The organism is Agaribacter flavus (assembly GCF_042646125.1).
Taxonomy (GTDB): Bacteria; Pseudomonadota; Gammaproteobacteria; order Enterobacterales; family Alteromonadaceae; genus Glaciecola; species Glaciecola flavus.
On the sequence record NZ_JBHRSW010000039.1, the window covers coordinates 26,233 to 41,149 of the forward strand.

Here is a 14,917-nt window from a genome sequence, read left to right on the forward strand (position 1 = left end):
TTTGCTGATGGCTTGGGACTGATGTAAACTTTCGGCAAATTTGAACAATCTCGGAATATTTATGCCTACTATCAAAACAAAAGCGGCGGTTGCTTGGAAAGCAGGAGAGCCCTTGTCAATTGAAGAGCTCGATTTAGAATTACCCAAAAAAGGTGAAGTCCTTATTCGCTTGGTGGCGACAGGTGTTTGTCATACTGATGCATTTACACTTTCGGGTGAAGATCCTGAAGGCATATTTCCTGCTGTACTCGGGCACGAAGGCGCGGGTGTAGTGGAAATGGTAGGAGAAGGTGTGACGAGTCTAGAAGTTGGCGATCACGTAATCCCCCTATACACCCCAGAATGTGGTGAATGTAAGTTTTGCCTTTCTGGTAAAACTAACCTTTGTCAGGCAATCCGCGTTACCCAAGGTCAAGGTTTAATGCCAGATGGCACAACTCGTTTTTCAAAAGACGGACAACCTATATACCACTACATGGGCACGTCTACATTTGCTGAGAAAACCGTAGTACCTGAGATTGCAGTCGCTAAAATTCCCAAAGAAGCCCCTCTGGAAAAAGTGTGCTTGCTTGGGTGCGGTGTAACCACAGGCATTGGTGCGGTATTAAACACAGCAAAAGTACAAGCAGGCGACACGGTAGCTGTATTTGGACTGGGCGGCATTGGACTTTCAGTGATCATTGGTGCAAGGATTGCGGGTGCAAAAGAAATTATTGCCATTGATATCAATGAAGATAAGTTCGACATAGCTAAAAAACTGGGTGCCACAAGCTGTTTAAATCCAAAGCAATACGACAAGCCTATTCAAGAAGTGGTTGTTGAGCATACCGATGGCGGCGTAGATTTTTCGTTTGAGTGTATCGGTAATGTGGATGTGATGCGTTCAGCACTCGAATGTTGCCACAAAGGTTGGGGAGAATCTGTCATCATTGGTGTGGCAGGCGCGGGTAAAGAAATTTCTACGCGACCTTTCCAGTTAGTCACAGGGCGCGTTTGGCGCGGTTCTGCGTTTGGCGGCGTAAAAGGGCGTTCTCAACTACCTGAATATGTAGAACGCTATATGGACGGTGAGTTTGAATTAGATACATTTATTACGCATACCATGCCTTTAGAAGAAATAAACGAAGCATTTGATTTAATGCATGCTGGCAAATCGATTCGTTCGGTCGTTAGTTATGAGTGATGGCCTCACGCTGTTGTCCGAAAATAAATGTTTTGGTGGCACGCAACAGCGTTATTCACATTACTCCAAGTATTTAAACAGCGAGGCTATATTTAGCGTGTTTATGCCACCAGTCTCGACCCCTACAGTAGGGGTAGTATTGTGGTTGAGTGGCCTAACCTGTAACGACCAAAACTTTGTTACTAAAGCTGGGGCACAGCGGGTGGCGGCTGAATTAGGTTTGATTATCGTTTGCCCTGATACGAGTCCCCGTGGTGAAGGCGTTGCCAATGATGAGGCCTATGATTTAGGCCAAGGTGCTGGCTTTTATGTCGATGCGACAGAAAGGCCTTGGAGCGATCACTTCAAGATGTTTAGCTACATAAATATTGAACTCATCGACATCATAAAAGAACGCTTTTCTGACGGTAAAAAAGTCGCTATTTCAGGTCATTCTATGGGCGGGCATGGTGCATTAATTTCTGCGCTTAAAGCCACTGAGCACTATATTTCTGTTAGTGCTTTTGCGCCGATAGTCAATCCTGTTGCTTGTCCTTGGGGGCAAAAAGCGCTGGCTGCTTATTTAGGCGAAAATGAAGAAGCATGGCGTGAATATGACGCGTGTGAATTGCTCAACATGCGCAGCGCGGCGTTTACCTTACCCATATTGATTGACCAAGGGGCGAGTGATGAATTTTTGGATACACAGTGTTTAACCAAACCCATCGAAAGTGCGTCTAACTTAGGGCTTATCGATATTCGGTATCAAAATGGCTACGATCATAGCTACTTTTTTGTATCGAGTTTCATAGAAGACCATCTGCGTTTTCATGCTGAACATCTCTCTGCAATGTAAAGTTTTTAGCAGTACTATTGCTGCTTAATTGACTGTTGATTAATTTGTTGTTGAGCAGCATGTAATGGTGTTCGAGGGAGGTTTGCATAACGACGCTGTAGCCACATTCTTAGTGGCTTCGCCAAGGCTTCCAGGCCTTTTGGGTTTTATGCTTTCCGACCTCTATTGTTAAGACGTTATTACGCTGCTTGATTGCTTTTAGGAAGTAGAAACAATTCGACATGGGCTTCTTACAAATTCTCACAATTCTCCTACAATTGTCTTGTAGGTCTTTTACGTTTTAACAGATAACATGAACCTTTGTGACTGAGTACAATCAAAAGTCATGTAATGATGGCTAAATGGCTTAGGAAATACTCAGATGGCAACAAAATCAGAGCGAGTAAATCCACCTTTGCTTTGATTTTTCTTGAACGAAAAATATATTTTGTTGCTACCTGAGTATTTCCTAAGCATTTTGGTTTACTACTGATACGCAACCCAGCATACGCGCCTTGTTCGCAGGTTCTAGGAGATAAATATTCGTTGATAAAAAATAGTTTGTGCAAATTGGCAATACAAAAGTACTTTTTATTGCTCATTATCTTTGGGCTAGTAGAGGTAAATGGGGTAAATGCCTTTGAGAGTAAGGATGAAGCAGGGCAGGCTTACGAGTGCACGCAAGTAAAAATTGATGAACTCGATCCGACCTTACTTACTCGAGCCGAAAAGATTCAGCGCATGGAACGGATCCTCCATGATTCAATTGACAGCTATGCTACTTGTATCAATGTTGTTCAGAAGAATATGGCTAGCAGTGGGAATGAAACAAACAAGGGCGACAGTGTGGGACAGGGTGAAGCAGAGAGTGCACGTGCAGAAAGCGAACAGAAAATAACTGAAGCCACTGACCCTGTCAAAGAAACAAAAGAAGTTGAAGCATCCGAATCACAGACGCCGCATACTCAACAAAAAGCCACTAAAAGAGGATTGATAAAACCGAAGAACAACGACGCGATCATTTGTCAATTACTCTGGGAAGAAATCCAAAAAGCGACGGGCACCGCTCGCAGTGGTTTTGAAAAACAGTATCGCCAATATAAATGTGGATAATGAACTAGGCTATGTGCCCTTCAATTACGAAGGCTACCTAGCAGGTAACAAGATTATTAAGGATATCCTACAATGACATCAGCCCACTTTACGTTTTTGATATTGGGTATAGCCACACTGCTATTGTCGGCTTGCCAAAGTACAACTAGCCGACACAGCAATACGCCCTTGTTGGTTGGGCCGAGTGAGCCCATTAGTAATACCACTGCGCCGTCAAAATACAAAAAGTTGCAGAATGCAGAGATCTTCTTAGATGTGGCCGTGCCGACTTTTTCTCCGGGCTTTCCTCTATTGAAAAACAGCACAGAAATCGATTATGAAGAATTAGATGACTCTGGCATTTGGCCTCAATTAAGGCGCACTGAAGCCAAGTTGTTTGCGGTAGAAACCAAAAATGCATTAGAAGAAACAAAAGCCTTTGGCGCAGTAAGGGTAGTGCCTAACGCCAATACGACAGCTGACATTTTTGTACTCGGGAAAATACTTAACTCTGACAGCGAGCAAGTCGGCATGCAACTTACTGTTGTTGACAGTACAGGAGAAGTATTAGGCATCAAATCCTTTGAGCATGAAGTGTCGGAGAGCTATTTTAGAGATCAACGAAACAAAGATAAAAACCCCTATCAACCCCTCTTTGACAAAGGTCGAGACTACGTACTTGAATTATTGAGTAAGCTAGATACCGAGACCAAGCAGAAAATCAAGGAAACCGCGTTGCTCAGATACGCGCGTTACTATAGCCCTGAAGCCTATGGCAGCTATTTATCCACCGAAATTAAAAAGAAGCAGGGTCAACGCTACTATAAGTTTGAACTAACAGGTTTGCCGGCCGAAGATGATGCAATGTTGGCTCGCATAGAGGATTTACGTGCGCAAGAGCTGCTCTTCGTAGACCGTTTGCAAGATCAATATGACACATTTTATGCTGAAACTAGTGACGCGTATGAGCAATGGCAGCGTGAGACTTTACCCGAAATTGCTGCACGCAGAGAGGCGATACGCAATAGGAATATAAAGGCAGGTGTGGGTGTGGGACTAGCTATTCTTGCCGGTATTCTTGCCTCTGAGTCTTCAAAAGACAGCCGCGACGCTGATCGTACCGGTAGTGGAACTGAGCGGGCAAAGGCTGGCGCAAAAGGCGCCGGTGCCGTGATAGCGGGTTTAGGTTCTATTTATGCTGTTAATGACGCGTTTCAAAGTAATTCCGAACTAAAAGTTCAAAATGCGATTATTGAGGAAAAAGGCCAAGCGGTTGACTTGTCCGTCAGTAGTACTGAAATGAAATTTGAAGACCAAGTTATTGAATTACAAGGTACAGCAACAGAACAGTACCTGCAGTGGAAACAACACTTGCGTAAAATATATGAATTAGAAGCCACACCTGATGTTCAGCTATAAGGACGCTTGTGGACAATAAAAAATTATCAGCTGATCAACAGATAGCCGCTCGCCAGCGCGCTCTGCAAACAAAATTGAAACGAGGTGTGTGGGGCGGTTTGGCACTGATTGCTGTCATGTTGCTGGCTTACGTCATCTGGCAGCATTTAACGGACAAAAATATCGAATTTGTTGAAGTGGAAGAAGTATCTGAAAGCCAACAAAAAAGCGTGTCGACTGAGGAATGGCGTGAACAGGTGATGCAAAAGTTAGCGGCATTTGACGCGGAGCTTTCTACTGAAATAGATCAGGCTGGATTTGCCGATTGGGCAGGGACGAGATTGTCAGAGACTTTGGGCATCAAAAATCAAGCCTTGTCGAGCTTCGCCGCCTCTGATTTTTTGCAAGCGCTCAAGCTTGCAGAGCAGTTTGAAAAAGAAATTCGGGCTTTGTTAGAGGAATGGCAAAACGATTATCAAGAAAGCATTGCGAATGCATGGCGTTATCTGGACGAAGGTAAAATTCAGCAAGCCCAGCTTAGTTACAATCAAGCGAAAAACATTGCCCCCGCAGATCCTGATGGTGAAACCTTAGATATTAAGTTGAGTAGTTTTGCTGAAGTAAAGGAGCTGCAACAATCATTGCAGATTGCCGAAGTTGAAAACAACTATGCCAAACAACGTGATTTTTTGCGCCAAATCCTTGCACTCGACCCTTCATTATCAAGCGAAAACGAGAAGTTACAAAAAGTAGAAGAAATACTCAAAAAACGTCGCTTAAGTGAGGTATTGCAGCAAGCAGACAAGGCAATTTCAAATAAGCAAATAAGCCGTGCGGACAAGCTATTGCAAGAAGCCAGACGTATCGATAGCAAGGCTTTGGGTATCACATCCTTAGATACCAAATTGAGCGCATTAAAGCGTGAACAGGATTTACTAAGTCGTATCACCGCTCTAGAGAAACTGGCTGAAACTCAAGACTGGTCTGCAGTGGCAAAACGCGCGCAAGCGAATTTAAACGTGCATCCAAATACACGAGTATTTGAAGAAACACTGGCAAAAGCTACGTACATTCTCGAGCATCAACAAAAAATTAAAGCGCTGACTGCTAACACTGACCGTCTGGAAGATGAAGGGATAAGAGAAATTGCCATCAACAGACTTAAAGAAGCCCTCCCTTTTTCAATTTACTCTGCGCCATTAGCAAACGAAATCGGTAAGTTGTCTGCCGCGTTGGAACAGTATCAGTCAGAGGTTGAGGTAAATATCCAGTCGGATGGGCAAAGCTATATACTGGTATTGGGTGTCGGCCACGTGGGAAAAGTAGAGCAAAAAAATATTCGTTTAACACCGGGTACCTATACTTTTGAAGCTAAACGAGAAGGGTTTAAAACAGAGCGTATCAGTGTCCAAGTTAAACGAAATGCGACGAACATTGTGCGCATAGCAAACACGAGTGAAATTTAGCAAGGCTAACATGGTGAAAACAGCATATATAGGGCGTAGCAGTTGGAAGAATTAGACAACAGGATAAAGCAGGCACAAAGAAAAGGCGTGTTGTCATATCTATTGATTGGTGTTTCTACATCCGTTTTGTTAGTGCTGGTGTTTACTTGGCTGTTTTTTGTTAAGGGGTATACCTTAATAGTGGCACCTGAGATAATCAACAATGATTATTCAACGAGTGTCTTATCTGGCAAGGTGTTTAGGCGCAACAACAGCCTGTACATTCTGGGTACTAAAGCCAGTTTGCGTGTGTCTGCGGATAAATTTGAAGCGGTTGTTGTCAATATAACTGAAGATTCCCCTCCTAACTTGAAGATCGAACTTCCGCCCAGCCCAGCCAGAATAAAAGTGGATTTAAGTCTCGCTTTTCCACCAGATAAAACTGCATCACATTCAGATAAAGACGCGAACTGGTATATTGATGGCACACTTATCCATGTTGGTAATAAACTTGATTATGCCATTGCTCATGGTGCGTACCGATTAAGGCTCGAACACCCTTACTATGAGCCACAGGAAATGAGTTTAGATTTGGCGCAAGGCGAAGTATACAACTTGTCTCCTGAACTAGTGTCTGTAAAAGGTAGCTTGGATTTATCAAGCAGTGTGAATGACGCGTTAATCGCCGTCAGCAGCGATAGTTTTACTGAACAGGAAAGTCCGTATATTAGACATACTGTCGAAGGCGGATCGTATCGAGTTAATGTGTCAGCACAGGGGTATCAACCGATCTCGGATACTATAGATATCAGTTGGCAGACTCCCAAGCAAAAGCGTCAATATATACTTGAACCACTCCAAGCCAAGGTGCAAGTGAGTGCTGTACCTCTGGATGGCAACTTGCTTATAAACAAACTAGAGAAAGCATTAGGCACTCATCAAGTCAACGCGAGTGAAACGATAGAAATACAGTATACTAAGCCTGGTTACTATGCCTTTAACGAGAAGTTTAGTTTGACACCTGGTGAGACAAAAACCGTCAACATCAAACTAAAACCGGCAAAAGGCACCTTGCTTGTTACAACGCAGCCCCAAGCAGAGGTCTTTGTTGATAATAAACGAGTAGGTACTAGCCCCGTGACCATCACATTGCCTGCGGTGTCTCATAGCGTGAGCGTGAAAAAAGCAGGGTACAGAGCGGTCACCCAAAAGCTTAGGGTAGAGGCTAATAAGCAGTCGACGATTTCTGTTGATTTGATGACGGAGTTTGAAGCTCGCAGAGCAGAGGGCTTACCACTTTTTGCCAGTACCTTGGGTATAGAGATGCGTAAGTTTGCGGGTGGAACGTTTACTCTTGGTTCAGCAGTAAATCAGCCCGGTCGTCGACGGAATGAGCACCAGATAGAAGTCGATTTACAGCGTCCTTTTTGGGTATCAAAACACGAAATTACTGAAAAACAGTATGCTGCATACTTAGGGCAAGGCTCTGGCGGCAACAAGCCTATTCGCAACATAACTTGGCAGGAAGCGGCAAAGTTTGCAAATTGGTTAAGCGAAAAAGAAGGTTTGCCCCCTTTTTATCGTTTTCAAGGCAATCGTTTGGTTTCTGTGAACGCAAGCTCTAGCGCTTATCGTTTACCTACCGAAGCTGAGTGGGAATGGTTAGCAAAAAAAGCAAAGAGATCGGTCTCTACCGTGTATGTGTGGGGAAATGCAGATAAAATCCCCACAAATGTCGGTAATTTCGGTGATAAGCAATTGCAAGGGAGCCAAGCGATTTATCTGAAAGAATTTGAAGACAAACACAAAGGGGTCGCCGACGTGGGAAGCTATCGTGCAGATAGATTAGGCCTATTTGATATAGCGGGTAACCTCAGTGAGTGGGTGCACGATCGTTATACAACGACCTTACCTGACACCTCAAAATTGTACGTGGATTATATGGGTCCCGAAAGTGGAGACTTACATGTCACGAAGGGCGGAAATTATACCACGGGTCGTTTGCGTGATTTACGTGCCGCCTACCGTGAACCCGCAGGCAGTGCTTCCCCCACCATTGGGTTTAGGATTGCCAGATATGACTAGCCTTTTGAGGTAAAGATATGAAAAAGATGCCACGCCAAAAAATTTGGCGAATTATTTTACTACTCGGCTTTTGCATTAGTTTGACTGCGGTAGCAGCGGCTGTGCAAATTAGTCTCGATTCTCCTGCGACCTTGCCCAGTGATATTTAATCGAATAGCCAGAGTAAAAGGCGGTCTTTACCAATCGGACAGTCGAAGTTAACCGTATAAAGAGAAAAATAAATGAAAAACAACGCAAATATGAATCCATCGCCTTTGGTATCCATGGTGGTTTTCATTGCTATTATTGCCCTTGTACACCTATTTTACCAAGGTATTGTTCGGCCTAGTGCGGCAGCTGCGGTGCTCAGTGAAGGAAGTGGCGCAACGACAAACTTATGGGTTATTTTCAAAGATTTTGAGCAGCAGGCTTGTGTCAGTATCGGTTTGTTTTGCGCTTTTTTAATCATTTACAAATACCAACGCATAGTGTTCAAAGAAGAGCCTTTGTTCACAATGGATTATTTGGCCAACTACGATAAATCTGCGCAGCTTGATGTGAGCGATGCACTTTCTTCCCTAGAATCCAGTGCCTATGCGCAGAATTCGTCCATGCAAACGTGGATCAATTGCTTACAGCGTTTTAAAAATACGCAAAATGTCCAGCATGCAGCGGATGCGATCAGTGACAGTGTCGATACCTTGGCTGCTCAACTTGAGTCGGGAAACAGTATGATCCGCTACATAATCTGGGCGATCCCAAGTATTGGCTTTATTGGTACTGTTAGGGGTATCGGTTCGGCGCTTGCCAAAGCGGAAGAAGCGGTAGCAGGTGATATTTCTGGCATGGTGGACAAGTTGGGGGTAGCGTTTAATTCGACACTGGTATCGCTGATCATTTCTATCATATTGATGTATATCTTGTACGTGCTCAACAATAGACAAGACGAAATGGTTATTAATACGCGTAAAAACTGCGAAAAACATCTGCTTACTCACCTGCATCAATAATTGAGCTTCATGATGTTTGAGTACGGTTTGACAAATCACACTATCTTAAGTTGTTGGTATGAATAAACGCCGCAAAGAAGAAGGCTTTAACCTCGCATTTTTGGATGTCATGGCCTGCGGGCTGGGTGCAGTAATTCTTATACTCATTCTTGTAAAGTTCAGTAGCAATACGGATGTTCCCGTAGAGGAGTTAGCGCGCTTGCAACAGGAGCTTGCTGCACTGGAAAACCAATCAGATGATTTAGCACAAAGTTTACAAGACGAAGCACAGATAACCGCAGCGAAAACTGCGACAGTGGAGGCACTTCGCGCCCGTATTCAACAATTAACAGTCCAACAAGAGGCAGTGTCAAAAGCGCTCCAAGATCAAATTACTGTAGTTGCAGACTTAGATTCAGCGATTGCTGCTGTCGCGCCACAAACAGCGGACGATGTGATCAGTACGCCTAATGTTCAAGAAGAGTCGTATTTGTTAGGATTAAAAGTCGAGGGAAAAGGCATTGGCATCTTAGTTGACACGAGTGCCTCTATGGTAGACGAAGCCTTGATTGGTATTATCCGCAGAAAAATCGGCTCAGATACGGACAAACGACAAGGGAAAAAATGGCAACGGACGCTCCGAATAGCAAGGTGGCTATTGGCTCGACTTCCTGAAAATGCAGAGTTTTCTGTCATGGCTTTCAATAATAAAGCTCAGGTAATGGGTAAACGCGCCATCAATCGTGCTGGCAGTACCGACGATCTGCAGGCTGTTATAAGCGATATTAACAAGTTGACCCCCAGTGAGGGGACAAATCTGGAAGTCGCTTTAAAACATATGGCACGCACTTTTCCTAATATGACAGACCTATATGTGATCACAGATGGTTTGCCCACTCTGGTGGAAAAAAACAGTGGTTTTCCTCAAAGTAGAAAATGTAAACCCATCGAAGGTTTACAAAGCACGATCACCGGAGAGTGCCGCATGGAGGCCTTTGCACATACCTTGCGCACAAATCCTTTAGCGGGGGTAAGAACCAATATCATTTTGTTGCCTCTGGAAGGTGATCCAACCGCGCCCGGTGCCTATTGGAGTTGGGCAGAACGCACTCAAGGAACCTTTATTGCGCCAGCGAGTACTTGGCCATGAAAAAACAACGTGCGCCAATTGAGGTATTTAGCTTATCGTTTTTGGATGTAATTTCCTGCGCGTTTGGCGCGGTCGTCATGCTAATTTTACTCGCGCAAAATGGTGAAGAGGGGGAATATAGCGATCTTAGTCAAATAGCAAGTCTACTCAGAGCTTTGACTCAGGCAGAGGCGAATGTATCTGCACTTGAAAATGATGTTGATAGTGAGCACACACTACAAAATCAAGCTGAGGCGCAAAGCGCGAGTCTAAAAAAAGAGGCGCAAGCCTTAGAAGCGAAAATTGCAAGGGCGCAACGAGATCTCCAAAGCTTAACCGACAAAGCGAGTGGTTTAGAGAGTGTGAAGTTGATGCGTGAACGCGCGGCTATTTCAGTCGGGAGTGCCAAAGAGCGCGACGAAGAAGTAGGTGGGATCCCAGTAGACAGTGATTACGTCATTTTTATTGTGGATACATCCGGTAGTATGAAAAGTATCTGGCAGAAGGTGATGAATAAGTTGGATGAAGTCCTTGAAATACACCCGCAAGTAAAGGGATTTCAGATCATGTCTGATAATGGTCAATACTTATTAAAAACCTCGGCTGGGCGGTGGCGTTCTGATACGCCAACCAGCCGTTCTGCTGTACTGAAAGCGATGCGCTCTTGGCGTGGCTCGTCGAATTCTTCGCCAGTCGAAGGTATTCAAACTGCATTGCGTACTTACGGCAAAACCACAGAATCCTTAGCGCTATATGTATTTGGTGATGATTATAGTGGTGGTTCATATGATGCAACGCTCGCGCAAATTAACGCGTTAAATACGAACAAACAGAATGGTAAAAAGTATGCCCGAATTCATGCCATAGGGTTTAAACAAACTAGCTTTGGTTTAACAGAAGAACTTGTGCGTTTTTCTACATTGATGCGCGAGGTAACGGCGCAAAACAATGGAACCTTTATTGCGCAAAAGTAGTGGCTCAATACACAACTAGGCTTAGCGAGTTAGCGTAGTTTAGTCACTAACTCATTTGTATAAAAGCCGATTCAAGTTTAACTTAATAGCGATTTCCCCGCACATATCGCCGTGTTTACTTTGTAGTTGTCGTCAAAACTAACAAAGTCGGCTTGGAAGCCAGCCTTAACTTTCCCTAGCTTTTTCGACAACCCCAAAAACGCTGCAGGACTCGTACTAGCCATTTGAAGCGCAATCTCAAGCGGCACGTTTAGCCATTGGTGTGTGTTTTTTACGGCGGTAATCATGTCTAAAGCGGAGCCTGCTAAGGTACCGTCAGGTGTCGTGAGCTTGCCATTTTCCAATACAATTTGTTCACCGTTAAATATAAGTTCGGCCTCAGGTGCGTCGGCGTGATTCATGGCGTCAGTCACAAGCATCAAGCGATCGGGGGTTTTGCATTTAATGGCTATTTGGCAATTGGCTTGGTGGACATGGTGGGTATCAACAATAATACCGGCAAAGGTGTTTTCTGTATCCAGTGCTGTGCCCACAACACCTGGGTCTCTAGCTTTACTCATAGACATAGCATTAAATAAATGTGTAAACCCAGTTGCACCCGCATCAATGGCAGAGAGAGCTTGTGTATAGGTCGCGTTTGAATGTCCTAGTGAGATAATGACCCCTGCTTCTTGTAAGGCATGTATTTGTTCTAAAGGCACGGTTTCGGGTGCGAGAGTGAGTAAAACTTGGCCAATATCTTTGCGACAAAATAGCGACATTTCTTTATTGCTGATTGGTCTGATTTGCTTGGCAGGATGAATGCCTCGTTTGGGTAAGCTTAAGTGAGGACCTTCAAAATGGATACCAATAAAACCTTTGAGATGCATATCTTGCATACTTGCCATCGCATCGGCTGCTGCCTGCATACAAGCATAGTTATCGGTGATAAGTGTCGGCAGCATTTGTGTCGTACCAAACTTAGCATGCGCTCTCAACATGCGCATCAAGGTATCGGCTGTGGGGGTATGATTGAACAATTCACCTCCACCACCATTGACTTGGGTATCAATGAATCCAGGCGTTGTGTACGAGCTAAGCACCTTATCAGCTTGTTCTGGGGTACCGTCTATTACGTCTTGAATTATGTCCTGTGCAACAATGATAAGTCGATTCTGTTGCCAGTTTTCGCCGTTATATAAGTTTTTACAAAAATAGCGTGTCGTAGCCATTGCCTATATCAAAAAGTGCGTAGTTTGGCTTAGTATATTGTGTTAAAACGGTGCAATGTGCAATTTATAGTTGGAGTATCTAGGCATGAAACGCTGTGCGTTTTTATCCACTGACAATCTTGACGATTTCTTTGTTTATGATGATATGCTTAAACCTTACTTAGCTGAGTTTGGCTGGGAGGTAAGGGACGTACCGTGGCAGAATACTGCGGTCGACTACAATGAGTTCGATCTCGTTATTGTACGCAGTACTTGGGACTATCAAGCCCATGCAGAGAGCTTCCTCAATTGTTTAGAACGGATAGATGCATCCAGCGCGATACTTGAAAACCCCTTGTCATTGATGCGCTGGAACTTGTCTAAATCTTATTTGCAAAATCTGCAACATAAAGGCATTCCTGTTCTACCGTCCATATGGTCAGAAAAAATCAATTACTCAAAATTCAAGTCGCTTTATCATCGTTTTCACACCGATGACCTAGTTATCAAGCCCTTGGTCAGTGCGAATGCGGATTTTACTTATAGAGTGAATATTGAAAAGCTCGAGCGCTTGTGGGAAGAGCTAGAGGGCGTTTTTTCTATTCGCCCCTTTTTAGTCCAAGCTTATGAAGAATCGATTGAAACTGTCGGTGAGTACTCGTTGTTTTATTTCGAAAAAAATTATAGTCATGCTATTTTGAAACAGCCAAAGGCAGGGGATTTCAGGGTACAAGAAGAGCATGGCGGGCAATTGATAGCCCTTGACGCAAGCGATGAAATGAAGAAATTGGCGATGCGAGTACTCGCGTCATTACCAGAGTTGCCTCTATATGCGCGCATCGATATGCTGAAAACTGAGCGTGGTTTTGAAATAATTGAAGTCGAATTAATAGAACCATCTCTTTATTTTAATATGGCCGAGGGTTCGGCAGAGCGTTTTGCCACGTTGATTCACAAAAAATACGGATAAAAAAAGGAGAAAAAATGGCAGAGTTAACGGGCTGTAGTCGCCTAAAAGTCGCCTTGGCGCAAATTGCACCTGTATGGTTAGATCGGGTAGCGACGACGAAAAAAGTGGAATCGTACATCAGTGATGCAGCTGAACAAGACGCAAACCTAGTTGTATTTGGTGAATGCCTTTTGCCTGGGTATCCATTTTGGCTCGATTTTACTGGTGGTGCCGAATTTAATTCCAGCAAACACAAAGAGATCCACGCGCATTATTTGACGCAAGCGGTCAATATTGAAGAGGGGCATTTGGATTCGATTTGCCAATTAGCAAAAGAAAAAGAGATTGCTGTGATCCTAGGTATTGCCGAGCGCGCTACCGATCGCGGTGGCCACTCTATTTATTGCTCTTTGGTATACATTGACAAAGCAGGCGTCATTCAAAACGTACATCGAAAACTAATGCCTACTTACGAAGAACGTTTAACTTGGGCACCAGGTGACGGGCATGGTTTACGCACCTTCCCGATTAAAAACTTTACTTTAGGTGGTTTAAATTGCTGGGAAAACTGGATGCCCTTACCTCGAGCTGCTTTATATGCGCAGGGCGAAGATTTGCATGTGGCTATTTGGCCAGGTGGTGAGCACAATACCTATGATTTGACGCGGGTATTGGCAAAAGAAGGCCGAAGTTATGTGATTTCGGTATCTGGCTTAATGCGCAAATGTGATTTCCCAGCAGACACACCATATATTGAAGCATTGCTTGAGGCACCAAAGGATTTGATCGCAAACGGTGGTTCATGTATTTCTGCACCCGATGGCGCTTGGGTTATCGAGCCACAAGTGGGCGACGAAGGGCTGTATATTGCGGAGATTGACCATAAAAACGTATTGAGAGAACGACAGAATTTTGATCCCGTTGGGCACTATTCTCGCCCAGATGTCACGCAACTCATAGTCAATCGAGAAAGGCAAACGACTGCGCGATTTAAAGATTAGATAGCGCTAAATTCGAAAGACTTACTTGCGTCTAAAATTATTTGAGTTTGTCAGGGTTGAAGACGTGACCAAGTTTAGCCGTTTTAGTCATTAAGTAATGCTTATTGTCATCGGTAACGCCGTGATCAATAGGCTTACGCTTAACCACATTAATGCCCATTTTTTTAAGGGCATTAATTTTTTTTGGGTTGTTGGTCATCAGTTCAACGTTTTGGATACTTAGGGTATCTAGCATGAGTTTGCATATACTGTAGTCGCGTAGGTCTGCATCAAACCCCAAGTGTTCGTTTGCTTCAACCGTGTCCATACCGGTATCCTGCAGGCTGTAGGCTTTTATTTTGTTCAGCAGACCAATGCCTCGCCCTTCTTGACGTAGGTACAAAATGACGCCGTGACCATATTCGACGATGTTTTGTAGTGCTTTTTCTAACTGAAAACCGCAATCACAGCGAGTACTAAACAGGGCATCGCCAGTTAAGCACTCGCTGTGAATTCTGATAGGGACGACAGCATTCGTTTTCCAAGTCCCATAAGATAGGGCGACATGCTCCTGTTGAGTAGCTGTTTCTACAAAGCCGTGAATAGTAAATTCACCAAATCGGGTGGGTAATTTCGCGCGACTGACAAATTCATACGCGGGGGATGGATCACTCATTTACTTCGACGCTTTGTTTTGTATGTAGCTTGTA

14 protein-coding genes are annotated in these 14,917 nt (G+C 44.1%); 12 read left to right on the plus strand and 2 right to left on the minus strand.

The features are described 5' to 3' along the window. Nucleotides 1-61 precede the first annotated feature (61 nt). The 10 genes from ACFOHL_RS14870 to ACFOHL_RS14915 all read left to right on the plus strand — a co-directional run bounded on the left by ACFOHL_RS14870 (nt 62) and on the right by ACFOHL_RS14915 (nt 11,088). The gene (locus ACFOHL_RS14870; protein WP_376921032.1) at nt 62-1,183 is read left to right on the plus strand and encodes an S-(hydroxymethyl)glutathione dehydrogenase/class III alcohol dehydrogenase; all 1,122 of its coding nucleotides are present in this window, start codon (nt 62-64) and stop codon (nt 1,181-1,183) included. Then, entirely contained in the window at nt 1,176-2,018 is an 843-nt protein-coding gene (fghA, locus tag ACFOHL_RS14875) for an S-formylglutathione hydrolase (RefSeq protein ID WP_376921033.1), read from the plus strand. The genes ACFOHL_RS14870 and fghA overlap by 8 nt, the downstream gene beginning before the upstream one ends. A 525-nt stretch (nt 2,019-2,543) precedes the next feature. Next, nucleotides 2,544-3,110: a hypothetical protein gene (locus tag ACFOHL_RS14880; protein ID WP_376921034.1), complete on the plus strand. Its 567-nt coding sequence runs from the start codon at nt 2,544-2,546 to the stop codon at nt 3,108-3,110. 72 nt (nt 3,111-3,182) lie between these two features. Next, a complete protein-coding gene (locus ACFOHL_RS14885; protein WP_376921035.1) occupies nt 3,183-4,508 on the plus strand; it encodes a hypothetical protein in 1,326 nt (441 codons plus the stop codon). 8 nt (nt 4,509-4,516) lie between these two features. Next, nucleotides 4,517-5,953, plus strand: coding sequence for a hypothetical protein (locus tag ACFOHL_RS14890; protein ID WP_376921036.1), 1,437 nt, complete (start codon nt 4,517-4,519; stop codon nt 5,951-5,953). A gap of 42 nt (nt 5,954-5,995) precedes the next feature. Next, nucleotides 5,996-8,017 carry an SUMF1/EgtB/PvdO family nonheme iron enzyme gene (locus ACFOHL_RS14895; RefSeq protein WP_376921037.1) on the plus strand — a complete coding sequence of 674 codons (2,022 nt, stop codon included), beginning with the start codon at nt 5,996-5,998 and terminating at the stop codon, nt 8,015-8,017. 17 nt (nt 8,018-8,034) lie between these two features. Beyond that, nucleotides 8,035-8,166, plus strand: coding sequence for a hypothetical protein (locus tag ACFOHL_RS14900; RefSeq protein ID WP_376921038.1), 132 nt, complete (start codon nt 8,035-8,037; stop codon nt 8,164-8,166). A gap of 72 nt (nt 8,167-8,238) precedes the next feature. Then, nucleotides 8,239-9,006 (plus strand): MotA/TolQ/ExbB proton channel family protein, encoded by a 768-nt coding sequence (locus tag ACFOHL_RS14905; protein ID WP_376921039.1) that lies wholly within the window; start codon nt 8,239-8,241, stop codon nt 9,004-9,006. Nucleotides 9,007-9,064: 58 nt separating this feature from the next. Continuing rightward, nucleotides 9,065-10,135, plus strand: a complete 1,071-nt coding sequence (locus ACFOHL_RS14910; RefSeq protein ID WP_376921040.1) for a VWA domain-containing protein — start codon at nt 9,065-9,067, stop codon at nt 10,133-10,135. After that, nucleotides 10,132-11,088: a hypothetical protein gene (locus tag ACFOHL_RS14915; RefSeq protein WP_376921041.1), complete on the plus strand. Its 957-nt coding sequence runs from the start codon at nt 10,132-10,134 to the stop codon at nt 11,086-11,088. Before ACFOHL_RS14910 ends, ACFOHL_RS14915 begins: the two co-directional genes overlap by 4 nt. Nucleotides 11,089-11,165: 77 nt before the next feature. On the opposite strand, the gene nagA is transcribed toward ACFOHL_RS14915, so the two are convergent. Continuing rightward, nucleotides 11,166-12,299 (minus strand): N-acetylglucosamine-6-phosphate deacetylase, encoded by a 1,134-nt coding sequence (nagA, locus tag ACFOHL_RS14920; RefSeq protein WP_376921042.1) that lies wholly within the window; start codon nt 12,297-12,299, stop codon nt 11,166-11,168. 85 nt (nt 12,300-12,384) lie between these two features. Here nagA and ACFOHL_RS14925 point away from each other — a divergent pair, with 85 nt between their 5' ends. Then, complete coding sequence (locus tag ACFOHL_RS14925) at nt 12,385-13,248, plus strand: ATP-grasp domain-containing protein (protein WP_376921043.1); 864 nt, start codon at nt 12,385-12,387, stop codon at nt 13,246-13,248. A 14-nt stretch (nt 13,249-13,262) separates the two neighbouring features. Further along, nucleotides 13,263-14,228, plus strand: a complete 966-nt coding sequence (locus ACFOHL_RS14930) for a carbon-nitrogen hydrolase family protein (RefSeq protein WP_376921044.1) — start codon at nt 13,263-13,265, stop codon at nt 14,226-14,228. A 37-nt stretch (nt 14,229-14,265) separates the two neighbouring features. On the opposite strand, the gene ribA is transcribed toward ACFOHL_RS14930, so the two are convergent. Further along, a complete protein-coding gene (ribA, locus tag ACFOHL_RS14935; protein ID WP_376921045.1) occupies nt 14,266-14,883 on the minus strand; it encodes a GTP cyclohydrolase II in 618 nt (205 codons plus the stop codon). Nucleotides 14,884-14,917 lie beyond the last annotated feature (34 nt).